21 protein-coding genes and 3 pseudogenes are annotated in these 24,858 nt (G+C 70.3%); 12 read left to right on the top strand and 12 right to left on the bottom strand.

Annotation, left to right across the window (positions count from 1 at the left end):
* Positions 1-121 (top strand): annotated as a pseudogene (locus tag IE239_RS39855) (IS5/IS1182 family transposase); the annotation flags it as partial.
* A 455-nt stretch (positions 122-576) separates the two neighbouring features.
* Positions 577-1,005, top strand: a complete 429-nt coding sequence (locus IE239_RS39860) for a DUF5959 family protein (RefSeq protein WP_190154344.1) — start codon at positions 577-579, stop codon at positions 1,003-1,005.
* Here the strand turns inward: IE239_RS39860 and IE239_RS39865 are convergent.
* A pseudogene (locus IE239_RS39865) lies at positions 997-1,416 on the bottom strand (IS5 family transposase); the annotation flags it as partial. The gene IE239_RS39860 and the pseudogene IE239_RS39865 overlap by 9 nt on opposite strands.
* On the opposite strand from IE239_RS39865, the gene IE239_RS39870 reads away from it, so the two are divergent.
* Positions 1,405-2,499, top strand: a complete 1,095-nt coding sequence (locus IE239_RS39870) for a winged helix DNA-binding protein (protein ID WP_229878744.1) — start codon at positions 1,405-1,407, stop codon at positions 2,497-2,499. The pseudogene IE239_RS39865 and the gene IE239_RS39870 sit on opposite strands and share 12 nt — an antisense overlap.
* Positions 2,496-3,143, top strand: coding sequence for a helix-turn-helix domain-containing protein (locus IE239_RS42800; RefSeq protein WP_229878745.1), 648 nt, complete (start codon positions 2,496-2,498; stop codon positions 3,141-3,143). The genes IE239_RS39870 and IE239_RS42800 overlap by 4 nt, the downstream gene beginning before the upstream one ends.
* 268 nt (positions 3,144-3,411) lie before the next feature.
* Here IE239_RS42800 and IE239_RS39880 read toward each other — a convergent pair whose 3' ends face one another.
* The 5 genes from IE239_RS39880 to IE239_RS39900 form a co-directional block, all read right to left on the bottom strand.
* On the bottom strand, positions 3,412-4,872 hold the full coding sequence (locus IE239_RS39880; protein ID WP_190154345.1) for an aldehyde dehydrogenase family protein: 1,461 nt from the start codon (positions 4,870-4,872) through the stop codon (positions 3,412-3,414).
* A 45-nt stretch (positions 4,873-4,917) separates the two neighbouring features.
* Complete coding sequence (locus tag IE239_RS39885; RefSeq protein WP_229878746.1) at positions 4,918-5,859, bottom strand: malate dehydrogenase; 942 nt, start codon at positions 5,857-5,859, stop codon at positions 4,918-4,920.
* Positions 5,860-5,899: 40 nt separating this feature from the next.
* On the bottom strand, positions 5,900-7,519 hold the full coding sequence (locus IE239_RS39890) for a thiamine pyrophosphate-dependent enzyme (protein ID WP_190154346.1): 1,620 nt from the start codon (positions 7,517-7,519) through the stop codon (positions 5,900-5,902).
* A 100-nt stretch (positions 7,520-7,619) separates the two neighbouring features.
* Positions 7,620-8,351, bottom strand: coding sequence for an IclR family transcriptional regulator (locus IE239_RS39895; protein WP_190154347.1), 732 nt, complete (start codon positions 8,349-8,351; stop codon positions 7,620-7,622).
* Positions 8,352-8,511: 160 nt separating this feature from the next.
* Positions 8,512-9,879 carry an amidase family protein gene (locus tag IE239_RS39900; protein ID WP_190154348.1) on the bottom strand — a complete coding sequence of 456 codons (1,368 nt, stop codon included), beginning with the start codon at positions 9,877-9,879 and terminating at the stop codon, positions 8,512-8,514.
* 229 nt (positions 9,880-10,108) lie between these two features.
* Here IE239_RS39900 and IE239_RS39905 point away from each other — a divergent pair, with 229 nt between their 5' ends.
* From IE239_RS39905 to IE239_RS39925, 5 genes are read left to right on the top strand one after another with little or no spacing between them, the layout of a single operon-like run.
* Entirely contained in the window at positions 10,109-11,437 is a 1,329-nt protein-coding gene (locus tag IE239_RS39905; RefSeq protein WP_190154349.1) for an ABC transporter substrate-binding protein, read from the top strand.
* On the top strand, positions 11,434-12,162 hold the full coding sequence (locus tag IE239_RS39910; protein ID WP_190154350.1) for an ABC transporter ATP-binding protein: 729 nt from the start codon (positions 11,434-11,436) through the stop codon (positions 12,160-12,162). The genes IE239_RS39905 and IE239_RS39910 overlap by 4 nt, the downstream gene beginning before the upstream one ends.
* Positions 12,159-12,890: an ABC transporter ATP-binding protein gene (locus tag IE239_RS39915; protein WP_190154351.1), complete on the top strand. Its 732-nt coding sequence runs from the start codon at positions 12,159-12,161 to the stop codon at positions 12,888-12,890. The genes IE239_RS39910 and IE239_RS39915 overlap by 4 nt, the downstream gene beginning before the upstream one ends.
* Positions 12,887-13,759, top strand: a complete 873-nt coding sequence (locus IE239_RS39920; protein ID WP_190154352.1) for a branched-chain amino acid ABC transporter permease — start codon at positions 12,887-12,889, stop codon at positions 13,757-13,759. Before IE239_RS39915 ends, IE239_RS39920 begins: the two co-directional genes overlap by 4 nt.
* Positions 13,756-14,772, top strand: coding sequence for a branched-chain amino acid ABC transporter permease (locus tag IE239_RS39925; RefSeq protein WP_190154353.1), 1,017 nt, complete (start codon positions 13,756-13,758; stop codon positions 14,770-14,772). Before IE239_RS39920 ends, IE239_RS39925 begins: the two co-directional genes overlap by 4 nt.
* 123 nt (positions 14,773-14,895) lie before the next feature.
* On the opposite strand, the gene IE239_RS39930 is transcribed toward IE239_RS39925, so the two are convergent.
* The 4 genes from IE239_RS39930 to IE239_RS39945 form a co-directional block, all read right to left on the bottom strand.
* Entirely contained in the window at positions 14,896-15,906 is a 1,011-nt protein-coding gene (locus IE239_RS39930; RefSeq protein ID WP_190154354.1) for a carbon-nitrogen hydrolase family protein, read from the bottom strand.
* Between the two features lie 122 nt (positions 15,907-16,028).
* Positions 16,029-16,976 carry an AraC-like ligand-binding domain-containing protein gene (locus IE239_RS39935; protein ID WP_190154355.1) on the bottom strand — a complete coding sequence of 316 codons (948 nt, stop codon included), beginning with the start codon at positions 16,974-16,976 and terminating at the stop codon, positions 16,029-16,031.
* A 115-nt stretch (positions 16,977-17,091) separates the two neighbouring features.
* A complete protein-coding gene (locus IE239_RS39940; protein ID WP_190154356.1) occupies positions 17,092-18,774 on the bottom strand; it encodes a phosphoenolpyruvate--protein phosphotransferase in 1,683 nt (560 codons plus the stop codon).
* 9 nt (positions 18,775-18,783) lie between these two features.
* Positions 18,784-19,041 (bottom strand): HPr family phosphocarrier protein, encoded by a 258-nt coding sequence (locus IE239_RS39945; RefSeq protein ID WP_190154357.1) that lies wholly within the window; start codon positions 19,039-19,041, stop codon positions 18,784-18,786.
* Positions 19,042-19,810: 769 nt separating this feature from the next.
* Here IE239_RS39945 and IE239_RS39950 point away from each other — a divergent pair.
* The 3 genes from IE239_RS39950 to IE239_RS39960 all read left to right on the top strand — a co-directional run bounded on the left by IE239_RS39950 (position 19,811) and on the right by IE239_RS39960 (position 24,091).
* Positions 19,811-21,724, top strand: a complete 1,914-nt coding sequence (locus IE239_RS39950; RefSeq protein WP_190154358.1) for a beta-glucoside-specific PTS transporter subunit IIABC — start codon at positions 19,811-19,813, stop codon at positions 21,722-21,724.
* Positions 21,711-23,162 carry a glycoside hydrolase family 1 protein gene (locus IE239_RS39955; RefSeq protein ID WP_190154359.1) on the top strand — a complete coding sequence of 484 codons (1,452 nt, stop codon included), beginning with the start codon at positions 21,711-21,713 and terminating at the stop codon, positions 23,160-23,162. Before IE239_RS39950 ends, IE239_RS39955 begins: the two co-directional genes overlap by 14 nt.
* Before the next feature lie 89 nt (positions 23,163-23,251).
* Positions 23,252-24,091: a PRD domain-containing protein gene (locus IE239_RS39960; protein ID WP_229878747.1), complete on the top strand. Its 840-nt coding sequence runs from the start codon at positions 23,252-23,254 to the stop codon at positions 24,089-24,091.
* Between the two features lie 216 nt (positions 24,092-24,307).
* Here the strand turns inward: IE239_RS39960 and IE239_RS42805 are convergent, their stop codons facing one another.
* Both IE239_RS42805 and IE239_RS43520 read right to left on the bottom strand, forming a co-directional pair.
* Positions 24,308-24,523, bottom strand: a complete 216-nt coding sequence (locus IE239_RS42805) for a group II intron maturase-specific domain-containing protein (protein ID WP_229878748.1) — start codon at positions 24,521-24,523, stop codon at positions 24,308-24,310.
* A 213-nt stretch (positions 24,524-24,736) separates the two neighbouring features.
* A pseudogene (locus IE239_RS43520) lies at positions 24,737-24,858 on the bottom strand (transposase); the annotation flags it as partial.

Below are 24,858 nucleotides of genomic sequence, written 5' to 3' on the forward strand. Positions count from 1 at the left end.
GCACGTCTTCGCCCGTATGAAGACCTGGAAGATCCTCCGCGACTGCCGTTTGAAGGGGGACGGCGTCCACCACGCCATGCTCGGCATCGCACGGATGCACAACCTCGCCCTCGCCGGATAGGTAAGCGGGTCACATTTGCGGCCAACCATGCCCGAGACGACTCGTAGATCATTTGCGGGACAGCCCTTAGGGCGGGTTGCGGAGGCGTACGGAGGCAGTCAGAGCAAACCGCTCTGATTCGACCCCGGTTCGACCCGGGTCGCGCGGAGGCAGTCAGAGGCAACGACCTCTGCAACAAGCCTCTGGGGGGACCTGAGTTGACCGGTGTCGATCAAGCGTGGACCACTCCGGCGGGGCTCTGTTTCGACCTGGGTTGAGCTGCGACGGAGACGCCTGCCTCCGCTCGGGGTCAGGCATGCGAGGGCCTCCAGGACGGCCATCCTGGGGACCTTGCTGGCGCCGATGGAGGTCGGTTCCGGACACCACCCGTGGTTTTAGGACCGCTAACAAAATGAGTGGAAGTCGCCCTCCGACCAGGCGAGGATCTGTCACTGATCGTCGACGAAAGGGCAGCTATGGGCGACAGTCCCCCGAGGGAGCTGATCTCCCTCGCGGATGACGAGGGGAACAGCGTCAGGGTCAACGTTCTGGGACGTGACCCCAGGTGGACCGCCGGACTCGACGCCGAGATCGTCGTCAAGACGCCCTTCGTGTCCGGCCGTATCGACCTGGCGCTGTACGTTTCGAGGCTGGAGAACTGGGCTGACGCGCTGGACCGGCTCGACGCCGGCGAAGACATCGCCTGGATGGAGATGAGCAGCGGGCCGTCCATCTTCATCCAGCTCACCGGCGAGCGTGACTGTCCGGAGGTGGTCGTGGAGGACGAGGGCGGATCCATGGTCACCGTGCGGGTCCCGCTCGTCCCGCCGGACGACTGGATTGCGGACCACCGCCAGCGTCTGCACCAGGTGATGAGCTACTGGGTCCCGATGCTGTCAGGGTAGGGAAACGAACCGCCGCCAGCAGATGAGCGCGCAGCCGAGGGTGAGGAAGGCTTCGTGGATGTCGTCGCGGATCTCCCAGCGGATCCGCAGTCGGCGGAACCAGTGCAGATGGGCGAACGCACGCTCCACGACCCAGCGTTGAGTGCCGAGTCCGGAGCCGTGATCGGTGCCGCGCCGGGCGATCACCGGCTTCACGCCGAGGGCCCGGACGAGGCGCCGGTACTTGTCGTGGTCGTAGCCGCGGTCACCGAGCACGATGCCCGGTCGACGCCCGGGGCGGCCGCGCTTGCCACGTACCGGCGGCACGGCTTCGAGTAGCGGGACGAGCTGGGTGACGTCGTTGCGATTGCCGCCGGTCAAGGTGACAGCGAGTGGGATGCCGGTGGCGTCGGTGATCAGGTGAGCTCCCGGCACGACGCGTACGAAGTCCTCGCCGCATTGCGGGACCGGATCGAAACGACACCGTGGCACGGGGAGCGGGGGCGGACCGCGCTGCGGGTACTGCGGGCGCACCTGAACTTCGCCGAGATCGCGGGCGGCCCCCTGCCCCGCGCAAGTGAGCGGCAGACCGCGGAGGAAGCCGGGATCTCCCGGACAACGCTCCGGGTCGTCTACAAAACAGTCCTCAAGCCGTGTGGCTGGCTGCGGCGTCTGCGGGTGGGTCATGGCCGGGAGGGCTCGACCTGGTACCTGGGCGACGGCGGCAGCAAGATCCCCGACTGCGGTGGCCCGGCTCTGTTGTCTCGTTTCCGGTCCACTCAGTTCCCCCCCGACCCGGCACTTGAGGAGTGGACCACCCCTGAGACGGCCACGACGGCCGACATCAACTACACCGTCCTCGGCCATCTGATGGGCCACGACGCCTTCGCCCACCACGCCCTCGGCAGCGCCGCCCTCGTGATCATCAGTGCCCTCCACCAGCGCCCCGACCAGACCGTCGGCGAGCTCGTCGGTACCTCTTCGGTTTCCCGCGCCACCACCTACCGGACCCCGAAACGCCTCGCCGACCAGGGCCTCGTGAAGCACACCGGTGAGACCTGGGCCCTCGCACCACGTGCTCTGGAGGGCTTCGGTATCCGCCTCCCGGACGCCGACAACGGCCACACCACAGCGCCGGCACAGGGCTGGGACAAGGTCGCCGAGCAACACGGCACCTGGGGCGTCGCGGCCCGGCGCAAGGCCCTGCACGCGGCCGAGCGGGCGGCCTACCAGAAGGCAATGGACCGGCTTGCGGAGCACCGCAGCAAGGCTCTCGTGATCGTCCGCGACGGCCGCCAGGTCCTGGTACCCGTGCCGCGCCCGGACGAGATCCCGCCTGCGTGGCACGCCCCGGACGGACGGGTCCTCAACCCAGTCACCGGCGGTGCTGCCGCCGACTGGCGGGTCGCCAGCGACGGCCGGCTGATCCTCATCACCCCATCGGACCAGCGCAGTTACGACGAGCTGGCCGCTGCCCATGCCGAAGCCCTCAGCGAATGGGAGTCCGTCGCATGAACCCACATCCCCCACTCACCCCCGGCACGAGCGAGGCGGTGATGCCCCAGGCCCTGCGCAAGCAGTACGAGGCCGGTGCCACGGTCGACGAACTCGTCGCCGCCAGCGGCCTGTCCTACGGCACCGTCCTCAACCGGCTGCACGACGCCGGGACCGTCATGCGCAGCTCCTGGCAGACCCGCCGGATGCGGCAGAACCCACAAGCCCGCCAGCGTCTCGCGGCCCACCTGCGCACCCTGTACGAGCAGCGCGGCGCAACGCTCACCGAACTCGCCGCAGCGGCGGGAGAGTCGAGGCGCGGTGCCCGGCGCCTGCTGATCGAGGCCGGCGGCACCCTGCGCACCACCCAGCAGACCCTGCGGATACGCGCGGCAGCCCGGGCCGCCGAACGGTACAAGGTCGCGCTGTCCCTGCGCGCAGGGTACGAGGCCGGTGCCACGGTGCCGGAACTCGCCTGCTGGAACGCAACAACGCCGTCCACCAGCTCGTACGCGCCCGGCCCGACTACCTGCAAGGCGACGACACCCTGTTCAGAAGCCGCGATGAGCGCATCCGATTCGCCCAGCTCCTGCAGCTCGGCTGCGACGCCACCATCGACGAAAGCGTGTGGATCCCTCAAGAACCAGCGCCGAAACCGAGCGTGAACGGTCTGGTCGAAGGGCTGTGGGAGCTGCCGCAATGAAAACCCCAGTGCTGCACGAGCCGGAACTGGAGTTCCGCGCTGGAAACCGCCGCATCGGTCCCCGCTACGGCATCAGCGTGTTCGGCCCCGCCGACGCCGAAATCACCCACGTCCGTGATCTGTGCAAGGGAGAAATCCGTGCCCTACGTCGCTGTCGGACACGCCATCACCAAGTGCCGAACCCGCAGAGAGAGCCCCGAACCCACCGGGGGCCGAACACAGCCCCGCCGTCAGAAGGGGTAGTGCGCCTGCTGGGTGGCGATGGTGACCCAGCGGGTGTTGGAGAACGCCTCGATGCCCCAGCGTCCGCCGAAGCGCCCGTATCCGGAGGCCTTGACGCCGCCGAAGGGCGCCTGCGGCTCGTCGGCTACCGACTGGTCGTTGACGTGCACGATGCCGGTGCGGATCCGACGAGCGACCCGCAGGCCGTGGGTGGCGTTCTCCGTGATGATGCCGCAGGTCAGCCCGTTGTCGGTGTCGTTGGCCGCGGCGACGGCCTCGTCGTCGGATTGGAAGGTCCGCAGCACACAGACGGGCCCGAAGCTCTCCGTGAGGTGCAGGCGGGCGTCCTCGGACACATCGGTGAGCACGGTCGCCGGATGCACGGCGCCCTCCGGCTCGCCCCCGCCCACGAGGACCTTCGCTCCCTTGGCCACGGCGTCCTTCACCAGCCCCGCGACGCGCTGGGCGGCGTCCGCGCTGACCAGCGGCCCGACCACGGTGTGCGGGTGGGCGGGATCGCCGGCCCGCAGGGATTCCGCCTTAGCGGTGAACTTCCGCGTGAACTCCTCGGCCAGCGACTGGTGGACGAGTACACGGTCGCCGGACATGCAGATCTGTCCGGCATTCATGAACACGCTGAAGGTGACGGCGTTCACCGCGTAGTCGACATCGGCGTCATCCAGCACGAGCACCGCGTTCTTACCGCCCAACTCCAGTACCGCGGGCTTGAGGTGACGGGCCGCCAGCGCGCCGATGACGCGGCCGACGCCGGTGGAACCGGTGAAGTTGACCGCTCGCACCCGCGGATCGGCGATCAGCGCCTCGGCGATCGCAGCTGCGTCCTCACGGTCGTTGGTCACGACGTTGAGCACCCCGTCGGGCAGGCCCGCCTCCCGCAGGACGTCCGCAACGAGCAGTCCGCAGGCGATCGGCGCGTCCTCGCTGGGCTTGACGACGACCGTGTTGCCCGCCGCCAGGGGCGCCGCGACGGCCCGCACACCGAGGATGACGGGAGCGTTCCACGGGGCGAACGCCGCTATCACGCCCAGGGGTTCGCGGATCGCCAGGCCCAGCGCGCCTTGTTCCTGGGCACTGAGGACCTCACCGCGCGGCGCGGTGATCGCGGCGGCCGCCTCGCGCAGGATGTTCGCGGCGAGCGCCACGTTGAAGTACGCCCACGGCCGGGTACCGCCCGCCTCCTGCGCCATCACGTCGGCCACCTGCTCGCCCCGGGCGTCCAGCAGGTCCGCCGCCTTGAGGAAGACGGCGCGGCGGGCGAAGGGGGAGAGGGCCGCCCACTCCTCGAACGCGGCCTCGGCCGCGTCCACGGCCCGCTTCACGTCCTCGGGACCGGCGGCGGCCACGGTCGCGTACACCTCACCGGTGTACGGGTTGACGTCCTGGGTGGTGCGTCCTGAGGCGGCGGGCACGTCCTTGCCGCCGATCAGCAGTTCTCTCGTGATGGTCATGGGAGCGGCTCCTCGAGTCTTGGCGCGAAGGGGGTCTGGTGCGGGTCAGGAGGTGTGCCTGGTCGTGTCGACCGGCAGCTCGGAAACCGCCGTCTCGACACGGGCCGCGGCTTTGCCCATGCCGTCGAGTTCGTGACCGGGCAGATCCCAGCGCTCGATGTGCGTGACGCCCTTCGGCCCCAGTCGCACGGGCACGGTGAGGCTGACACCGTGCACGCCGTACTCGCCTTCCAGGACCACCGAGGCGGGCAGCACCGTGTCCGAGCCGGTCGCCATCGCCTCGATGAGCCGGGCGGTCCCGAGGCCCGTCGTCCAGGTCGAGGTGCGGCCGGAGTCGAGGGCGACGTGCTTGGTGTACCAGGTGTCGGCGTACTCCTCGGCCTTGTGACGCTGTTCCGTCGTGAGCTCGACGGGCTCGCCGCGAACGGTGACGCGGCTGTACAGCGGCACCTGGCCCTCGCCGTGCTCGCCGAGCATCCAGGCGTCGACGTCCTTCGCCGGGACGCCGAGGGCCAGGGCGATGCCGGTGCGCAGCCGGAGGCTGTCGTTGAGGGTGTAGCCGATCAGCCGGTGCCGGGGCAGCCAGTCCTGACGGTGGGTCCAGGTCGTCAGGGGGTCGACGGGGTTGGTCAGCAGCAGCACGACGCCGCCGAATGCGTCGCCCGCCTCGCGCAGCGGACGCAGGCAGTCGGCCACGATGCGCGCGTTGTCGGCGAGGAAGACCGAGCGCGAGGAGTTCAGCCGCAGCGGGACGGCCGCGCTGAGCACGACGACGTCCGCGTCGACGGCGTCCTCGGGCGTACCGCCGCGCACGACGTCCGCGGTCGTGGCGAGGCCGAGGGCGTTCTCCAGGTCCATGGTGTGGCTGGTGATCATGTTCGGCCGGGTGTCGACGAGAACGATCTCGTACGTCCCCTGTGCCGACAGCAGGTTGAAAGCGGCGGAGGAGCCGATGCCACCGGCGCCTCCGATGATGACGACCTTCACGCGGTGTCCCTTCACAGTCGGTGTCACAGTCGGTGTGGGTTCAGGAGGGGTATTCGGGGTCGGCCTCGACGGCGACCTCCAGGACGAGCGGTTCCCGCCGCTCCGCGAGCCCGGGCAGGACCTTGTCCAGCGCGGACAGCAGGCTCGCGTGGTCCTCGACCCGCTCAGCCGGGCAGCCGAGGCCCCGCGCGAGGGTCGACACGCTCAGCTCGGTGAAGGCCGGCCAGGCGGGTGCGGCGGCGCCCTCGCGCTCGGAGAGGCGGTCCATGATCGCGTAGCGGCCGTTGGCGAGGACCACGAAGAGCACCCCCACGCCGTAGTGGGCCGCGCTCCACAGGGACTGGATCGAGTAGAGCGAGGAGCCGTCGCCGAGGACGGCGACCACCGGCCGGTCGGGCGTCGCCCGGCGCAGGCCGATCGCCGCGGGCATCGCGAAACCGAGGCCGCCCATGGCGGCGCTGAGGAAGCCGAGGGGGGCGCGGGCGGGCAGCAGGGCGTGCAGGGCCGGGCGGCTGGAGGGGGTCTCCTCCACGACGACCGTTTCGGGAGTGAGGCGTTCGGCGAGAGCGGCCAGCACGTGCGCGGCGCGCAGGGGTTCGGTCTCCCGCGGTGGCGCGGGCAGCACGCGCGGTGGCATCGGCACGATGCGGTCCCGGGCGGAGAGCAGCGGGAGCAGCCGGCGCACGGTGTCGCCCGGTTCGGCTAGCAGAACGAGCTCGCCGGGGCTGCGGTGGGCCTCCTCCGGATCGTCGGTGACGAGCGCGACGCGGGTGCCGGGCTCGGTGAAGTCGCCCGGCGCGTAGGGGTACTGCCGGAAGGCGGCCGCTCCGACGACGAGGACGGCGTCGTACGGCGCCAGCGCGGTGCGCAGCGCGGACCGCACCGCCGGCAGGTGCCCGGCGAACAGGGGATGGTCCTGGGGGAAGCCCGCGCGGGCCCCGAACGCCTCCTGGAACACCGGGCACCGCAGGCGCTCGGCCAGTTCCGTCAGCGCCCGCCAGCCCTCCGGCGAGTCGTTCCCGGCGCCTGCGACCAGGCAGGGCGCTTCGGCTTCGCTGAGGAACGCGGCCAGCGACTCGACGGCGCCGTCGGATGCCGTGCGCCTCCCGTCCACAGCGAGGGGAGCCGCCGTCGGCAGGCCCTCCTCGGCCGGTGCGGCCCAGTCGTCCATCGGGACGACGACCACGGCGGGGCCGCGGCCCTCCCGGGCCTCGTGCCAGGCACGGGCGAGCGCGCCGGGTACGTCCTGCGGGCGGGCCGGGGTGTGCTGCCAGACCGGGTACTCCCCCGCCAGCCCTTCCAACTTCCCTGCCAGGAACGGCTCGTGGGCCAAGTGTCTGCGGTCCTGCTGACCCACGACGACGACTAGCGGCGCCCGGTTGGCCCGCGCGGTGGCCAGCGCGCTGACCGCGTTGCCGTAACCGGCCGTGGTGTGCAGCAGCACGAGGGCGGGGCTGCCGGTGGCGAGAGCGTGTCCGGTGGCCATCCCGACCACGGAGCCCTCGTGCAGACCGAGGACGAACTCGATGTCGGCGGGCAGGTCGGCCAGGAAACCGACTTCCGTGGATCCCGGATTGCTGAAGAGCGTGGTGAGTCCGTATCGGCGCAGGACATCGAATGCCTGCTCCTTGACGGTCCCGGTCGTTGTGCCTGCGGTCATCGCGGCTCCCCTTTCTGACAAGGGGGACGCTAGGGGGCGAGGGCCTCCCCCGGACACCGGCGCGTTCTCATTGCGAAACGCGTTCCGTTCCCGTGGCAGGTCAGTCCACGCCGGGCAGTACCGCGCCGGAGGACAGTTCCGCGCGCAGCCGCCCCGTGATCACCCGGGCGGTGTCCACGACGGCGTCGACCTGCGGCGGCCCGGGACGCTCGACGGTGTACAGGATGCAGACCGCCGCGACGGCGTGCCCGGGGGCGGACACGACAGGCGCTGAGACCGTGGCGAAGCCTGGCAGGACCTCGTTGCGCGTGGTGGCGTATCCGCAGGCGCGTGCCCGGGTCACCTCGGGACGTTCACCGGGCCGGGGCGGCTCGGCGGCGAGCATCGCGATGCCGGGACTGCCCAGTGTCAGCGGATGGCGGTCGCCGGGGCTGTAGACGGTGCGCGAACGGGTGCTCTCGACTTCCACGGAGACGAGTGTGACCGCTTCCTCGACGTCCCTGACGGCGAAGAAGGAGGTCAGGCCGACGTTCGCAGCGAGCTTGGCGATCTCGGGCTTGGCGATCCGCTGGAGCATGGGCAGCGTACGCCGGCCCAGGGACTGCGCACGCGTGCCGACGACGTAGCCGTGCGCGGTGTGGGCCACCAGGTGGTGGTCCTGAAGGGTGCGCAGCAACCGGTAGACGATCGAGCGGTGCAGCCGCATCTGCTGGCTCAGCTCGGGGAGTGTCAGCGGTACGTCCGACAGGGCGATCACCTCCAGCAACCGCAGACCGCGGTCGAGGGTCTGGACGGATGGCTTGGCGGCGGCCGGCGGCTCTTCGGCGGTCATGGTCGTCCTTCCCGTCACCCTGCGGAGGTTCGTCGGCGAAGCGCTGTCACGCGGATCCCGTCCGGTGCCAGGCGCATGCGCGGCGTCGGAAATGGCCGCGGTCGGGAGCGGCGTACTGGCTCGGGCCAGGTCGTGCGGGACCCCCGCTCTTCTCTCCGCATCATCCTGCCGCGGTGAGGAGGCGTTCGACCAGCAGAGCGATTCCCAGGAGCCGGCGGTCGGCGTGGCGCGCGCCGTCGAGGGCCAGCCCGACCGGCAGTCCGGGGCCCGCCAGTGCGGCCGGCACGGTGACGCCGGGAAGACCCGCGACGCTTCCCGGACCGGTGTTGCGAATGTAGGTGCGGAAGGTGGGCCGGAGGCTCCCGTGCAGCGCCACCTGCTCGGCCTCCGTGGCGATCAGCCCGGCGGGCAGGGGCGTGGTGGGGAAGAACACGGCGTCGGCGGTGCGGAAGATCCGGGCGTAACCGTCGACGAGCACGCGCTCGCGGGACCGCAGCGCTTCTTCGTACCGCACATCGCTCACGGCTCCTGGAGCACCGTCGAGGACGAATTCGGCCAGCGCGGTGCGGACGTCCGGTGCGGTGACCAGGGGGAGGCAGTCCGCCGGTTCACGGCCGGCGGTCTCGCGAAGATAGCGGGGCAGCTGACGGGCGGCCTCGTACAGCGTGACCGGAAAGCCGATCAGGTCCTCGGCGGTCTCGACCTCGGGCAGCCGTACGGGCACAAGCGTGACGCCCGCCTCGGCCAGGGCATCGAGGCCGGCCTCCCAGACCGCGGCGGTGCGCGGGTGGAGCAGCTCGGTGAAATGGTGCGCCGGGACGGCGAGGACGACCTCCCCCGGGTGCGGCGGGATCACCGGGGTCGCGTCGGCGGCCAGGACGCCGTCGAGGACGACCAGGCCGGCGACGGTCGGGGCCATCGGTCCCACGGTGTCACGGGTCCAGGACAACGGTGTGACTCCGTCGTCCGGGTAACGCCCCGTGGTGGGGCGCAGTCCCGCGATGCCGGTGAGAGCAGCGGGAACGCGGACGGAGCCGCCGGTGTCCGTGCCGAGCCCGGCCGGCGCGGCGCCGGAGGCGATGGCGGTCGCGGTTCCGCCGCTGCTGCCCCCGGCGAAGCGGGCCGGATCGACGGGGTTGCGGGCGGCGCCGTACGGGCCGCGAGCGCTGGTCGCGCCGAACGCGAACTCGTGCATGTTCGTCTTGCCCAGGACCACCGCCCCGGCGGCCCGCAGCCGGGACACCACCGTCGCGTCCCGTTCCGGAATGAAGTCGGCCAGCGCCTTGGAGCCGGCCGTGTTGGGGAGACCCGCGACGTGGATGTTGTCCTTCACCGCCAGCGGCAGCCCGTGCAGCGGGCCCTGCGGTCCGCACCGGTCGGCGGACCGGGCGGCCCGCAGCGCTCGGTCGGCGTCGAGGGTGACGAAGGCGCCGAGGTCGCTCGTCTGCGCGGCCCGGGCGAGGCACGCCTCGGTGAGTTCGGCGCTCGTGACGTCTCCGGCGGCAAGCCGGGCGAGGGCGGTCTGCATGACCGGACAGTAACGGCCGAATTACGGGCTCGTGAACGCGGCGGTTTCGGATTCCGAGACTCGGCTGCCGTCCCGGAGGCGTCCTGCTCACAAGATCTTTATGCGGGGGTCTCTCATATCGAATCCGGGCCCTGCCCAGGCGCTCCGGGTGGGCCTACGTTCGCCGCCACGTTCTCCACCCGCCGCAGCGCAGCCCCGCCACTGCGGCCGAAGGCCCACGGGAGCCGCCATGCACAGCCACGCGAACCAGCCCTCTCGCCGAGCCGTCCTGAGAGGCATCGGCCTCGGCGCCGCCGCCGCGGGCGCCGTACCGCTGCTGTCCGCCTGTGGCACCGGGCTGAAGGGCTCGGCGAGCTCTTCCGGCAACACCGTCAAGATCGGATACATCAGTCCCCGCACCGGCGCCTACGCGGCCTTCGCCGAATCCGACGCCTACATCCTGAAGCAGGCCCGGGACTTCTTCGCCAAGGGGATCACCCACGACGGCAAGAAGTACGAGGTGAAGATCCTGGACCGGGACACCGGCTCCGATCCGCAGCAGGCCTCCACGGTCGCGGAAGAGCTGATCTCGCAGGAGCAGGTAGACCTGGTCCTGGTCACCTGCACCCCGGAGACCGTCCACCCGGTGGCCGACAAGTGCGAGAGCGAAGGCGTGCCCTGCATCTCCACGATCGAGCCCTGGCAGTCGTACTTCTACGGGCGGGGCGGCTCGGACAAGAAGACGTTCACGTACACGTACCACTTCTTCGACGGTGTCGAGAGCCTCAGCAGCGTCGAGAGCGACACCTGGCGGCTGTTCGACACCAACCGGAAGGTCGGCGTGCTGTGGCCGAACGACTCGGACGGCAACGCGTTCCGCGACCGGAGCACCGGTTACCGCGCGCAGCCGGCGACCAAGGGGTTCACCTTCTTCGATCCGGGCGCCTACGAGGACGGCACCAAGGACTTCTCCTCGATCATCGCGAAGTTCAAGAAGGAGGGCGTCGACATCCTCGCCGGGGTACCGACGCCGCCGGACTTCGCGACCTTCTGGACGCAGGCCGCGCAGCAGGGGTTCAAGCCGAAGGTTGCCACGATCGCCAAGGCCATTCTCTTCGAGTCGTCCGTCGCCTCCCTGCCGAACGGTCTGGGCGACGGGCTGGTCACCGCGAGCTGGTGGGTGCCGCAGTACCCGTTCACCTCGACCCTCACCGGTCAGAGCGCGGCACAGCTCGCCGCCGGCTACGAGAAGTCCCCTCTTTCCAAAGGGCGTTCCTGGAACCAGGGCCTCGGTCCCAACCACGCACTGTTCGAGGTGGCCAACCATGTACTGCGGCACGCGAACCCCAAGGACCGGGAGGCGGTCGCCGCGCAGATCGGCCGGACCTCGCTGGACACGGTGCTCGGGCACATCACCTGGACGGGAGGCGGCAAGGCCAACCCGGTCAAGAACGTCGCCGCGATCCCGATGGTCGGCACCCAGTGGACCAGGGGCAGTGGCAACACCTATGACCTGAAGGTGGTCGGCAACGCGCTGCTGCCCGAGGTGAAGCTCGACGGCAAGGCGAGAGCACTGTGACGGCCCCGCTGCTCAGGGTCGAGCATCTGGCCGTCAGCTTCGGCGAGTTGCGGGTCCTGGAGGACGTGGACCTGGCCGTCCCCAAGGGGCAGGCCGTCGGCATCGTCGGCCCGAACGGGGCCGGTAAGTCCACCCTGCTGAGCGCCGTCTCGGGCGTGGAGCGCGCCTCGGCCGGTACCGTGCGGCTCGCCGGCCGGGACGTCACCCGCGTCTCGGCCGCCGAACGCTGCAGACTCGGCATCGGCCGCTCCTTTCAGATCCCACGTCCCTTCGTCGACCTCACCGTGTTCGAGAACGCGCTGGTCGGCGCCGAGCGGGGTGCGGGGCTGCGCGGCGGCCACGCCCGCGAACTCGCGCTGCGCTCTCTGGAGGTCACCGGCCTGCTCCCGCTGGCGAACAAGTCCGCCGGGGCTCTGCCGCTGCTCGCCCGCAAACGTCTGGAGCTGGCGCGAGCCCTGGCCACCGCCCCCGAGGTGCTGCTCCTGGACGAGATCGCCGGCGGTCTCACCGAGGGCGAGGCCGAGGAACTGGTCGCCACCGTCCTGTCGTTGAAGGAGTCCGGCCTGACGATCCTGTGGATCGAGCACGTCGTCAAAGCGCTGGTCCAGGTGGTGGACCGGCTGGTGTGCCTCGCCTCCGGCCGGATCCGGGCCGACGGCGATCCGCATGAGGTGCTGGCCGGTGCCGAGGTCGCCGAGGTCTATCTGGGAGGTGCGGCCGCATGAGCACCCCCTTGCTGGCCGTACAGTCCGTAGACGCCGGATACGGCGACTTCCAGGCGCTGTTCGGCATCGACGTCGAGGTCGCCGAGGGCGAGCTGCTGGCACTCGTCGGCGCCAACGGCGCCGGCAAGTCGACCCTGCTGCGGACCATCGCCGGCTCCCTCAAGCCGTCCCGCGGCACGGTTCGCTACGCCGGCGAGGACGTCACCGGCGCCCCCGACATCCAGCGCGCCCGCAAGGGCATCGGCCTGGTTCCGGAAGGCCGGCGTCTGTTCCCCTCCCTCACCGTCCAGGAGAACCTCCAGGTGGGCGCCGCCACCGGACGGCAGGGCCCCTGGGATCTGGCCAAGGTCTACGAGACGTTGCCGCTAGTCGCCGACCGCCGGGCCCGCAAGGCGGCCAGGCTTTCCGGCGGGGAGCAGCAGGCCGTCGCCATCGGGCGCGCTCTGATGGGCAACCCGCGACTGCTGCTGCTCGACGAGGTGTCCCTGGGGCTCGCCCCGCTGGTCGTCGACCAGCTGTACACCGCGCTGCCCGGCATCCGCGCCGAGGGCACCACGGTCGTCCTCGTCGAGCAGGACCTGGGCCGCACCTTCGCGGTGGCCGACCGGATCGCGTGCGTGCTGGAGGGCCGCATCGTGCTGACCGGCCCAGCCGCCGACCTCACCCGCGAACAGGTCACCGCCGCCTACTTCGGCACCGGTGCCCACACGGAGGCGATCTCCCCATGACCTGGCTCAGCGTCGTCGTACAAGGCATGCTGCTCGGCGGGATCTTCGCCATGGCCGCCGCCGGTCTGTCCCTCGTCTTCGGGGTGATGCGGATCGCCAACCTCGCCCACGGCGACCTGATGATCCTCGGCGGCTACGTCGCCTCGGTGACCGCGGCCCATTACGGCGTCCCGGTCCCGCTGACCATCGTCGTCTCGATGGTCGCGGTGGGCGCCCTCGGCTACCTCGTCCAGCGTTCGATGCTGGACCGGGCGATGGGTCTCGGCGAACTCGCCCCGATGCTCGTGACCTTCGGCATCTCCGTGGTCATCCCGAACGTTCTCGTGCAGGTGTTCAGCAATGACGCCCAGCCCCTGTCTGTCGGCTCCCTCGGCACGGCGAGCATCCATGTGGGCGGAGATCTGTCGATCGGCTGGTTTCCGCTGATCACCCTGCTGGCGGCGGTCGCGGTACTGACGGTGCTGCAGCTCTTCCTGCACCGGACCCAACCCGGCCGTATCGTGCGGGCGACCGCCGACGACCGGGCGGTGGTCCGGCTGATGGGCGTCGACAACCGCCGCGTGTACGCGCTGACCACCGTCATCGCCTTCGGGACCGTCGCGCTGGCGGGCGTCCTCTACACCATGCGCCAGGGGGGCGTGACGCCCTACGAGGGCCAGCTCACCGTGCTGTTCGCCTTCGAGACGGTCATCATCGGCGGCCTCGGCTCGCTGTGGGGCACGCTCGCGGGCGGCATGGTCCTGGGTGTGGCCCAGTCCGTGGGCGCCCAGATCTCCCCCGACCTGCCCCTGCTCGCGGGACACGTCGTCTTCCTCCTCGTTCTGGTGTTCCGCCCGCAGGGCATGTTCGGCAGGAGTGTGCTCGCATGACCGCACAGACAGTCCCCGGCACCGAGGCGACAGCGCTGCCTGCCGTCCACCGAAGCCGCCGCGCGACGGTCCTCGGCCTGACCGGGACGGCCGCCGTGCTGCTGGCGATGGCCGCCCTGCCCTACCTGGTCGACTCCGGCGTCACGGGCCAACTGGTCAAACTCTGCTACCTGGTGGCACTCGCCTCGATGTGGAACCTGCTCACCGGCTACGCGGGCATGATGTCCATGGGGCAGCAGGCCTTCATCGGCCTGGGCGCCTACCTTCTCTTCGTGGTCAACGACCACGGTGTGAACGTCTACGCGGGCACGCTCGTCGTCTCCGCGCTCGTGGCGCTGCTCGCCTGGCCGCTGTCGTATCTGGCGTTCCGGCTGCGCGGCGGCTACTTCGCCGTCGGCACCTGGGTGATCGCGGAGGTGGTCCGGCTGATCGTGGTCCGCTTCGACTCACTCGGCGCCGCGAGCGGACGCAGCCTTTCCGATGTCACCGCCGACCCGGTCCTGCGGCGCGCCTTCACCTACTGGCTGGCGCTGGCCGTCATGGCGGCGGCGGTGCTCGGCACGTACGCGATGCTCCGCAGCCGTCTCGGGCTCGGCCTCCAGGCCATCCGCGACGACGACACGGCAGCCGGCTCGCTCGGCGTCGACGTCACCCGGGGCAAGCGGACCGTGTACATCGCCGCGGCGGCCGGATGCGCCGCGGCAGGCGCGGTGATCTGCGTGAACAGCCTGGGTGTCGCCTCCCCCACGCAGATCTTCGGCGTCCAGTACTCCGCCCTCATGGTGTTCATGGTGATCATCGGCGGTATCGGCACAGTCGAAGGACCCGTCATCGGGGCGCTCGCGTACTTCCTGCTCGACAAGTACTTCGCGCAGAGCGGCGTCTGGTACCTGGTCGTCGTCGGCGCGGTGGCCATCGCGGTCTCGCTGTACCTGCCGCGCGGGCTGTGGGGAACGTTCGCTCAGCGGACGGGGTGGGCGGTGTTCCCGGTACGCCATACCGTCGGCCGGTAGCCGCCGGAGAGCCGGAGCGCGTGGTCGGCGACCGGTTCGCCGGCCACGGGTTCGACGACGTGAGGGCCTTCCGTGATCAGGGCGTGCGGCCCGTCACCGGTGCGACGGGCGCCGGACTCGCCTTCAGTCGGTCTGTGCCTCGACGACGGGCTCGTCCAGGTCCGGGAAATACGGTCCCACGACCTGGCCGGGCCGTACCACGGCGGCGGTGGGCCGGTCGTCGTGCAGCAGACGGGTGGCGTCGGCCCTGGCGTAGTGGCCGGCGGGATCGGCGGCGTTCTTGGCCAGGTCGATCAGTGAGAGGTCGATGTCCACGATGAGGAGGCCTTCGGCGTCCTCGGCCAACGGCTCGCCGAGGGGCCTGCCGTCGGGGCCGTAGACACGCGAACTGCCGGCGCCGGTGGAGAGCAGGGCGCGCTGTTCGTCGGTGGTCGCGAAGATCTCGACACCACGCTCGCTGATCACCTGTGTGGGGGCGATGACGTAGCAGCCGCCTTCGAGGGCGTAGGTCTGCGTGACAGCCATGTTGACCTCGGCGCCGAGGGCGTAGGCGATGCCCTTGTAGAGGCCGAACGCCGGCCAGGCGGCGATGTGCACCTGTTCGTGCTGCGCGTACATCGCATACCTGTTCAGCGGCTGGACGTGTTCCCAGCAGTTCAGGGCGCCCACTCTGCCGAGCGGGGTGTCGACGACCTTGAGGTGGCTGCCGTCGCTCTCGCCGAAGAGGCTGCGCTCGACGTGGGTGGCCTTGAGCTTGCGGCGGTGCAGGAGCACGCCGCCGTCCGGCGCGATGAGGGTCTGCGCCATGTAGAGGCTGCCGTGGTCCTTCTCGCTGTAGCCCAGGGCGACGGTGACGCCGGTGCGGCGGGCGGCCTGCCGGACGGCGGTGATGTGCCTGCCGTCGACGGTCGGGGAGTTCGCGTGGTAGCGGGCGATGAAGGGCATCTGGCCGGCGACCGGTCCGAGCCACAGGAAGAGGGGGTAGCCCGGGATCCAGGTCTCGGGGAACGCCACCAGAGCCACATCCCGGGCGGCGGCCTCCTCGATGAGGGCGATGGTCTTCTCCACGGTGGCGTCGGCGTCGAGCCACACAGGCTCTGCCTGGACGGCGGCGACACGGTACGTGGTCGGCACTGCGGACCTCCTGGCGGGTGGGCGTGATGAAGTGCCCTGACGTTAGGGGGCCGCGCCGACGGGGCTGCGGCGTTGCGCGCACCGGCCTGCGGCGTTTTCCGCGGGGCGTGCGCAGGACGGCGTCAGCTGTCCGCCGAGAGTGCCGCGACGTCTCGTCGCAGCTCGGCAGGCGTCCGGCCGTAGGCGCGTACGAAGGCGCGGGTGAAGGTGGTGCGGTCGCTGAAGCCGCAGCGGGCAGCGGCGGCGGACACCGTGAGGGTGGCGTATCGGGGATCGACAAGGATGCGGTGTGCGGTACGCAGGCGCTCGGCACGGATGAAGGCCGCGGGCGAGGTGCCGTCCGTCGCGAACAGGTCGACCGTGTAGCGCAGGGACACGCGGTGGTGCCGGGCGATGACCTCCGGCGTCAGCCAGGGCTCGGCCAGGTGCTCGCGGACGAACGCCTGCATCATGGCCAGCAGGGCTCCTCTCCCCGCGGGCACACCGGAACCTGCACCGGCCACCGCGCGCAGTGCGGTGGCCATCAGGTCGAGGGCCGTGAGGCCCAGTTCTGCTCGCTGGCCGCCGGTGAGGTCATCGCTGGTGTCGGCCAGTTCCCGCAGGCAGGCGGCCAGGACCCGGACCGTGGGATGGTCCCCCGGCAGTGCGCGTCCGCGCATGTCCTCCACCCGCCCCACCCGGTCGTGCAGCTGCTCCCGGGACATCTGCAGCACCAGCTGCCTCGTGTCGGTCGGGAACCGCAGCTCGTACGGCCGCGCGGTGTCGTACAGCGCTCCGCCACCGCACGGCAGCCGCGCCTGGCGCCCGTCCTGGAACACGGCTCCCTCCCCGTACAGGTGGAGGGAGAAGAGGTAGTCGTCACGCGGCTCGACGCGCACCAGGCGTGCCGACCGCAGAACGACGGACGGCCCGTGCGTGCGCACCTCGCTGAGCGTGGCCGCGGACCCCAGCGCGCTGGAGCGCACCGAACCCCGGAAGGACCCGGACGCGGAGCCGAGTGACAGCGGCACGAAGCTCTCGGTGATGACCTGGGCCCATTCGTTGCGGCTCTTGGCGACGAGGACTCCCATATGGCCGAGTATCGTCGGCTGATATTTCTCCTTTGTCAACGGACCGGCGGCGTCCATGGAAGGTGCGGAAGACCGCCGACGGCGGGCAGCCGGCCCCTGCTGCCCGGGTCCGCGGTCACGACGGCGTGAGCACCGCGCGCGCGAATTCTCGCGCTTCTTGCGGATCGACGGCCTCCAGGACGTTCTCGGCCGCCTCTCGGCACTCCTCGACGGTGACGCTCTCCAACTGGACGCCGACGGCCGGCACGGCCGCGGGCGCCATGGACAGGGAGGTGACCCCGAGTCCCACCAGGACGGCGGCGAGGAGCGGGTCGGCGGCTGCTTCGCCGCACACCCCCACGGGCTTGCCGAGCCGCCGGCCGGCTTCGGCGGTCATCGCGACCAGCCGCAGGACCGCCGGCTGCCAGGGGTCGGTGAGGTGCGCCAGATCCGCGGCCAGGCGGTCGGCGGCCATGGCGTACTGGGTGAGGTCGTTGGTGCCGATCGACACGAAGTCGACGGCTTCGAGGATCCGGTCGGCCAGCAGCGCCGCCGCGGGTGTCTCGACCATGATGCCGGCGATGAGCCCGCGGGAACGGACCCTGGCCGCGAAGCCGGCCGCCTCGTCGACGGTCGCGACCATGGGCGCCATCACCCACGGCGAGGTCCCCGTCGTCGCGGCGGCGAGCGCGACGGCGTCCAACTGCCTTTCCAGGAGGCCCGGGTTGCCGAACGAAAGACGCAGCCCCCGTACTCCCAGGGCGGGGTTGTCCTCACCCGCCGACGTGGCGTAGGGAATGGGCTTGTCGGAACCCGCGTCGAGAGTCCGGATCACCACGGTCCGTCCGGCGTCGAAGGACGTCAGCACCTCCGCGTAGATCGCCGCCTGCGTCTCGACATCGGGCTCGGTCTCGCGGCCGAGGAAGCAGAGCTCGGTCCTGAACAGCCCGGCGCCCTGGACGGGCGTCGGGGCCGCGGCCCGGGCGGACCGGCCGTCGGCCACGTTGGCGAGCAGCTTGACCGCCGCCCCGTCGGCAGTCCTCGCGGGGCCGGACCAGGTCGCCAGCCGCTCACGCCACGCGCGGTCCTGCACGACGCGCCGGTTCGCGTGGGTCTCATCGGGCTCTGACTCGATGGTTCCCGACGCGGCGTCGACCAGGACCCGTGTGCCGTCCGCGATCGAGGTGACGCCGGACGCTCCGACGACGCAGGGCAGCCCCAACTGCCGGGCGATGATCGCGGTGTGGCTGGTGGGGCCGCCCCTCTCGGTGACCAGAGCCAGGACGCGCACCGGGTCCAGACCGGCCGTGTCGGCCGGCGCCAGATCCTCGGCGACGAGGACGCCGGGTTCGGCGGGGAGCACCAGCCCCGGCTCCTCCACACCCACGATCCGGGCGGTGATCCGCCGCCCGATGTCCTCCAGGTCGGTGACCCGCTCGGCCATGAGACCGCCCGCCCTGGTGAAGAGAGCGGTGAACTCCCCCACGGCCCCGGAGACCGCCGTCAGCAGCGGATCGCCGGCTTCGAGCCGCTTGCGTACGGCACGACGCAGTCCCTTGTCCCTGGCGAGAGCGGCGGTCGCGACGAGGACCTCGGCCGCACTCCCGGACGCGTTGACGGAGCGGGCGTGCAACGAGTCGGTCACCATCCCCACGGCGCTGTCGTACTCGGCGAGGAGTTCCTCGGGGTCGCCGGGCGGGCGGAGGCCGTAGGCGTCGACGGCGCTGAGGGGAATCTCGGTGCTGACGCGGGCCACCGGGCCGTAGGCGACACCGGGCACCACGGGCGTGCCTCTGAGGGTGTTCGACGTCGTGGTCATCGCTGCCCCTCAGGCATCCAGGTCTCGTGCGATCAGGTCGGCGATCGCGTCGATCGCCGCCGGATCCTCGCCGGCCACCTCGACGGTGTCGCCCTGCTGGGCGCCGAGCGTCATGATCAGCAGCGCCGAGGCTGCGTCGACCGGCTCCTCGCCCGGCTTCGCGAGGGTGATGTCGGCGTCGTACTCGCTCGCCGCCGCCGCGATGAGTGCTGCGGGGCGGGCGTGCAGACCGACGGCGGAACCGACGGTCACAGTGCGGGTGGGCATATCAGACCCTTTCTCGAGAATGTACCGGTCTGCCGGTTCCGGGCCCTCGTCGGCCGTCCGGACGACGTGAGGTGGGCGACCTCGCGGTCGGCGAGCGGCTGCCCCAGGAGAGACCCCAGGACGATCCAGAGCCGGGGCGCGGCTCGTCAGGCTGAGGGCAAGCGGCGCGCATGCCCGGTCGGGGCCACCCCCGAGCTGCCGGTGTTGGGAGGTCGGACGAAGGAGTACCGCAGGTCAGAGATGCATTGCGCCGCATCGACCAGGGGCCTGTCGGCGGTCCGTCCCGTGGACCGCTCAAGGATGCCGAACAGTTGCTGGAGAACCACCGGTTGTCTGACAGGCGACGATCCGTCGGCGGCGGCAGTCAAGGTAAGGCGTGGGACGTGTCGCACGCAACTGTGACCCAGGCCATACGGTCACGGGTCACACCTCGCGCAGGACGTCCCCGCGCCGGCAAGGCCCCCGGGCCGGCCGGGCCCCGGCGGCCGCGGAATCAACCGAGCTGAACCGCAAGGCCCTTGACGATTTGTTCGCCGACGCCATCGGCCCCGAACATCGAGAAGTCCCGCGCTGGTGCCTCCCGCTCTGTTGACACCCCTCCCCCCGTCCTGCACCCTGTCGCCAGGACATGTGACTGGTCATGCAGGCAGGATCCGAGCGAAAGACGCGTCATCGTGCGCGTCGGCCGCCGGGTCCTTTTTTGTTGCCCGAAAACACCCTGCTTCCCGAGTCAGTCGCCCACCGGGCCAAAGACGCTAGGAGTATTGGTATGGACGTGAACGGGAGCGCGAAAGCGGTTCTCGACGCCTTGGGCGGTGCGCAGAACGTCTCCGCCCTGCAGCACTGCTCGACCCGGCTGCGTTTCGCCCTGGCGGACGACACGAAGGTGGACGCGAAGACGCTGAAGGACATCCCGGGTGTGGTCGGTGTCGTGGTCGGCCCGCCCCAGACGCAGGTCGTCGTCGGCAGCAAGGTCATCGACTTCTACAACGCCCTGAGCAAGCTGCTCGGCGATCGGACCGGAGACGGGAACGGGGAGACGGGACCCGCCACCGGGGCGCCCTGGACCTGGAAGCGGGCCGGCGGCACGGTGATGGACTTCGTGGTGAGCGTGTTCACTCCGGTGATCCCGGCCATCGCCGGCGCGGGCGTGCTGAAGTCGCTGCTGCTTCTGCTGACGACGGTCAAATGGGTGTCGGCCACCAATCCGACGTACCTCCTCTTCGCCGCCATTCCGACCGCGGTCTTCACTTTCCTGCCGCTTTTCGTCGCCTACACGTCGGCGAGGAAGCTGAATGTGAACCGGCCGGTCGCACTCGGTACCGTCGGGGTGCTGCTCCATCCCGGATTCACCGAGCTGATCACGCGGGACGGCGGAATCTCGATGTTCGGGATTCCTGTCACGAACGTGCCTTACAACGCACAGGTATTCCCCGCGATTCTCGCGGTCCTGTTCCTGGCCGTCGTCGAGCGGTTCTTCAACAAGTACACACCGGGGCCGATCCGGGTGTTCTTCGTGCCGATGATGTGCTTCCTGATCGTCGTGCCCGTGACGATGCTGGCGCTGGGCCCCCTCGGCTACGGCATGGGCACTCAGCTCACCTCGGCGATGCTGTGGATGCACTCCACGCTCGGCTGGGTCGCGGTCGCACTGCTCGCCTCCCTGCTGCCCTTCGTGATCTCGGTCGGTATGCACAAGGCGTTCATCCCTCCGACGATCAACACCATGAACGCGACCGGCTCCGAGATGCTCTACAACCCGGCCTCGCTGGCGCACAACATGAGCGAGGCGGGCGCGACCCTGGCCGTCGCCCTGCGCACGAAGAAGCAGGCGCTGCGCGCCACCTCCCTCTCCGCCGGTGTATCCGCGCTCTTCGGCATCACCGAGCCCGCGCTGTACGGCGTCACCCTCCAGAACAAGCGGACCCTGATGGCGGTGGTCGCCGGCGCGTTCAGCGGCGGCGCCTACGTCGGCATCACCCACGTCTCCTCGCACGCGGTGGTCGGTCCCGGCCTGGCCAGCATGTCGATGTTCGTCAGCCCCGGCGACTCGTCCAACATCATCAACGCGGTCGTGGGCCTGCTGGTCGCCTTCGGGGTCTCCTTCGTCATCTCGGCACTGACCTGGAAGGACTCCACTCCCGCGGCCGCCTCGCAGGAGTCCCGTCAGGCGGACGCCGGATCCGTGCCCGCCGGGACGCCGGGCGGCAGCGAGCTGCTGATCACCCCGGTCAGCGGCGTCGTGGTTCCGCTCTCCGAGGTCGGCGACCAGGTGTTCAGCTCGGGCGTGCTGGGTGAGGGCGTGGCGATCGAGCCTGCCTCCGGCAGGTTCGTCGCGCCGGTGGACGGCACCGTCACCTCGCTGCTCCCCTCCAAGCACGCCATCGGCATCACCACGGCGTCGGGCGCCGAGGTCCTGATACACATCGGGATGGACACGGTGAAGCTCGCCGGTGAGCACTTCACCGCGCATGTCGCCCAGGGCGACACCGTCACCGCGGGACAACCCGTAGTGGACGTGGACATCGAGGCGGTCAGGGCCGCAGGCTACTCCCTGACCACGCCGCTCGTGGTCCTCAACTCCGCCGAACACGCCCTCTCCGACATCGCCGCCGGCCCCGTCGAGGCCGACGCCCCGCTCGCCACCCTCCGCAAGAAGGAACTCTCCGATGCCACTGCCTGACCACTTCCTCTGGGGCGGCGCCGTGGCCGCCAACCAGGTCGAAGGCGCCTGGCGGGAGGACGGCCGAGGTCCCGCCGTGTCCGACGTCGCCGCCTACAAGCCGCACCTGTCCCCCACCGAGTACGCCGCCTTCCACACCTGGACCAGGGAGAGCGTCGAGAAGGCGATCGCCGACACCGACGACTCCCGGTACCCCAAGCGGCGCGGCATCGACTTCTACCACCGCTACCCCGAGGACCTGGCGCTCTTCGCCGAAATGGGATTCAGGACGCTGCGCGTGTCGATCCCCTGGACCCGGCTCTTCCCGACCGGGGAGGAAACGGAACCGCTCCGGGCCGGCATCGACCACTACCGGGCGATGTTCCGGGAGATGCGCCGTCTCGGCATCGAACCGCTGGTCACCCTCTCCCACTACGACCCACCGCTGCACCTTGCCCTGAAGAACAACTGCTGGGTCGAGCGCTCCACGATCGAGCTGTTCGAGCGCTTCGCCCGGGTCTGCTTCTCGGAGTTCGGCGAGTACGTGAAGCTGTGGCTGACGTTCAACGAGATCGACGGCATCCTGCGCCACCCGTTCACCTCGGGCGGCATCATCCCGGACACCGTCGAGGGCAGCCTGGACCAGGCCTGCTACACGGCCCTGCACCACCAGTTCGTGGCCGGCGCCCGCGTCACCGCGCTGCTGCGCGAGCTCGTCCCGGACGCCCGCATGGGCTGCATGCTGACCATGCTCCTGACCTACCCCAACACCTGCCGGCCCGAGGACGTCGCCGCCACCCAGCTCAAGGAGCGCCTGCTCTACCTCTGCACCGATGTGCAGGCCGGCGGCGCCTACCCCCGGCTGGCCCTGCGCGCCCTGGAACGCCAGGGCGTCACCGTCCCCTTCCAGGACGGCGACGAGGAGCTGCTGGCCGCGCACACCGCGGACTTCATCTCCTTCTCCTACTACAACTCCTCGACGGAATCCGTCAGCCCCGACGCCGAGCGCACCCCCGGCAACACCATCCTCGGCGTGAAGAACCCGTACCTCGACTCCACCGAGTGGGGCTGGCAGATCGACCCCGTCGGCCTGCGGATCGCGCTGATCTCCCTCTACGACCGCTACGGCCTCCCGCTGTTCATCGTCGAGAACGGCCTCGGCATGCGGGACGAGCTGACAGCGGACGGGAAGGTGCACGACCCGTACCGGATCGAGTACTTCCGGGCCCACTTCGCGCAGATGATCCAGGCCGTCGACGAAGGCGTGGACCTGATGGGGTACACCAGCTGGGCGCCGATCGACCTGATCAGCTCGTCCACCTCGCAGATGTCGAAGCGCTACGGATTCATCTACGTCGACCAGGACGACGAGGGCAACGGCAGCCTCAACCGCTACCGCAAGGACTCCTTCGACTGGTACCGAAAGGTCATCGCGACGAACGGCACCGACCTGTCCTGAACCGGACCCGCCCCCGCCCTGCCCGTCCCGGCCGTTCCGGTGCGGGTCCGGCGGTCCCGCCAGCTTTCACCCCATTGAGGATGCAGACAGTGCCGTCTCGCCAGACCATCAAGAAGGTGCTCAACTCCAGCGTCGTGCTCGTGCAGGACGACGCCGGGGTGGAGCGGGTGCTGCTCGGCAAGGGCATCGGCTTCGGGCACAAGCCGGGGGACGAGGTGCCGCCGGACGCGCCCGACCGGGTCTTCGTCCCGCTGCCCGACGACGACCGTCAGCACCTCACCGAGCTCCTGGCCGCGATACCGCCCGGTTACATCGAGCTCACCCGGGAGATCGTCGCGCTGGCCGGAGAGAACGGACTCGACCTCGACCCGCACATCTACCTGGCCCTTACCGACCACCTCCACTTCGCGGCCGAACGGACCAGACAAGGACTGCGGGTCGCCAACCGGTTCACCTGGGAGATGCGCACGCTCTACCCGGGACAGTGGGCGGTCGGGGTGCGGAGTGTGGAACTGCTGCGGGAACGACTGGGCGTGGAGCTGCCCGAGGACGAGGCGGCCAACGTCGCGTTCCACCTGATCAATGCGGACACAGGGACCAAGCACGCCGACCCGATGCGCGTCGTTCAGCTGCTGAACTCGGTCATGCAGATCGTCACCCACACCACGTCGGCCCGGTTCGACGAGGATGATCTGCACCGGGCTCGTTTCATCAGCCACCTGCAGTACTTCGCTGAACGGCTGTTCAGCGGGAAACTCCTGACCAGCGAGGACGACTTCCTCTACAAGCAGCTCGCGGGCCGCTACCCGCGTGCGGTGGGCGCGGCCAGCCGTGTCGCCGCGTATGTGCGGCAGGCCTACGGCGAGGAGCCACCGAACGAGGAGATCGCCTACCTGGCACTGCACATTGCGCGAGTGGCACCGGAGTAGGGGTCGGGTGGCCCGAGGGAGTCTCACCCTCGGGCTCCCGCAGAACGGAGCGTGACAGTCTCCCGTCACTCCGCTCTTGTCACTCTGATCACCAGAAACACGGTGTCCGTGCCCAGTGGGCGAAAAGCCTGGGATGCCGGCTGGTGATGCGCTGCCAGCACTTGTGGGCTGCCTTGAACGACCGAAATCGCTTGTACTTCTTGCGGATCCAGCGCATCAGGCAGGCACTGATACGCCGTAGGGGGGCAGCAGTTCGGAGCGGTAGAACGCTCCGTAGTACTGCATCCAGCCGCGCACGATCGGGTTGATCCTGCGGGCCAGTTCGGCGAAGGTGAGGCCGATCCGTAGGTGCAGCCGCCAGGAGCGGACCTCCCCGCTGATCTTCTTCAGGGCCTTCTTGCTGATCGCAGGCAGGAAGTTGGTGAAGTTCATCCCCTTCCTGTTCCGCGCCCTGCGGGCCTGGATCTACATCATCCAGGACAACCTCTCCGCCCACACCGGTCAGGACGTCCGCCGCTGGGCGAAGAAGGTTGCCTTTCGATGGCAGTCCGATGACGACACGACAATCACCGACCGCCCTGTCGCCACACCCAACTCCCGCACCGCACGCTGTCGGCCCAGAGCGCCGACGCGGCGTTGGTGGCCGACGGCCAGCGGCACCTCGAGTCCCCAGGAACGGGTCTCATCGAGCATGTCCAGCGCCAGCTGCCACTTCTCCACGTGCCCGGCATCGTCCGGGATGCCGCAGGCGGCGCGGCGGGCGACCT

It is taken from the genome of Streptomyces humidus (assembly GCF_014649655.1).
Taxonomy (GTDB): Bacteria; Actinomycetota; Actinomycetes; order Streptomycetales; family Streptomycetaceae; genus Streptomyces; species Streptomyces humidus.

Excerpts from the sequence above, each read along its gene's own strand:
- IE239_RS39905 (WP_190154349.1), top strand. The coding sequence starts at position 10,109 with ATGCACAGCCACGCGAACCAGCCCTCTCGCCGAGCCGTCCTGAGAGGC.
- IE239_RS39950 (WP_190154358.1), top strand. The coding sequence starts at position 19,811 with ATGGACGTGAACGGGAGCGCGAAAGCGGTTCTCGACGCCTTGGGCGGT.
- IE239_RS39915 (WP_190154351.1), top strand. The coding sequence starts at position 12,159 with ATGAGCACCCCCTTGCTGGCCGTACAGTCCGTAGACGCCGGATACGGC.
- IE239_RS39890 (WP_190154346.1), bottom strand. The coding sequence starts at position 7,519 with ATGACCGCAGGCACAACGACCGGGACCGTCAAGGAGCAGGCATTCGAT.
- IE239_RS39935 (WP_190154355.1), bottom strand. The coding sequence starts at position 16,976 with ATGGGAGTCCTCGTCGCCAAGAGCCGCAACGAATGGGCCCAGGTCATC.
- IE239_RS39940 (WP_190154356.1), bottom strand. The coding sequence starts at position 18,774 with ATGACCACGACGTCGAACACCCTCAGAGGCACGCCCGTGGTGCCCGGT.
- IE239_RS42800 (WP_229878745.1), top strand. The coding sequence starts at position 2,496 with ATGAACCCACATCCCCCACTCACCCCCGGCACGAGCGAGGCGGTGATG.
- IE239_RS39955 (WP_190154359.1), top strand. The coding sequence starts at position 21,711 with ATGCCACTGCCTGACCACTTCCTCTGGGGCGGCGCCGTGGCCGCCAAC.
- IE239_RS39920 (WP_190154352.1), top strand. The coding sequence starts at position 12,887 with ATGACCTGGCTCAGCGTCGTCGTACAAGGCATGCTGCTCGGCGGGATC.
- IE239_RS42805 (WP_229878748.1), bottom strand. The coding sequence starts at position 24,523 with ATGAACTTCACCAACTTCCTGCCTGCGATCAGCAAGAAGGCCCTGAAG.
- IE239_RS39925 (WP_190154353.1), top strand. The coding sequence starts at position 13,756 with ATGACCGCACAGACAGTCCCCGGCACCGAGGCGACAGCGCTGCCTGCC.
- IE239_RS39895 (WP_190154347.1), bottom strand. The coding sequence starts at position 8,351 with ATGACCGCCGAAGAGCCGCCGGCCGCCGCCAAGCCATCCGTCCAGACC.
- IE239_RS39860 (WP_190154344.1), top strand. The coding sequence starts at position 577 with ATGGGCGACAGTCCCCCGAGGGAGCTGATCTCCCTCGCGGATGACGAG.
- IE239_RS39880 (WP_190154345.1), bottom strand. The coding sequence starts at position 4,872 with ATGACCATCACGAGAGAACTGCTGATCGGCGGCAAGGACGTGCCCGCC.
- IE239_RS39945 (WP_190154357.1), bottom strand. The coding sequence starts at position 19,041 with ATGCCCACCCGCACTGTGACCGTCGGTTCCGCCGTCGGTCTGCACGCC.
- IE239_RS39900 (WP_190154348.1), bottom strand. The coding sequence starts at position 9,879 with ATGCAGACCGCCCTCGCCCGGCTTGCCGCCGGAGACGTCACGAGCGCC.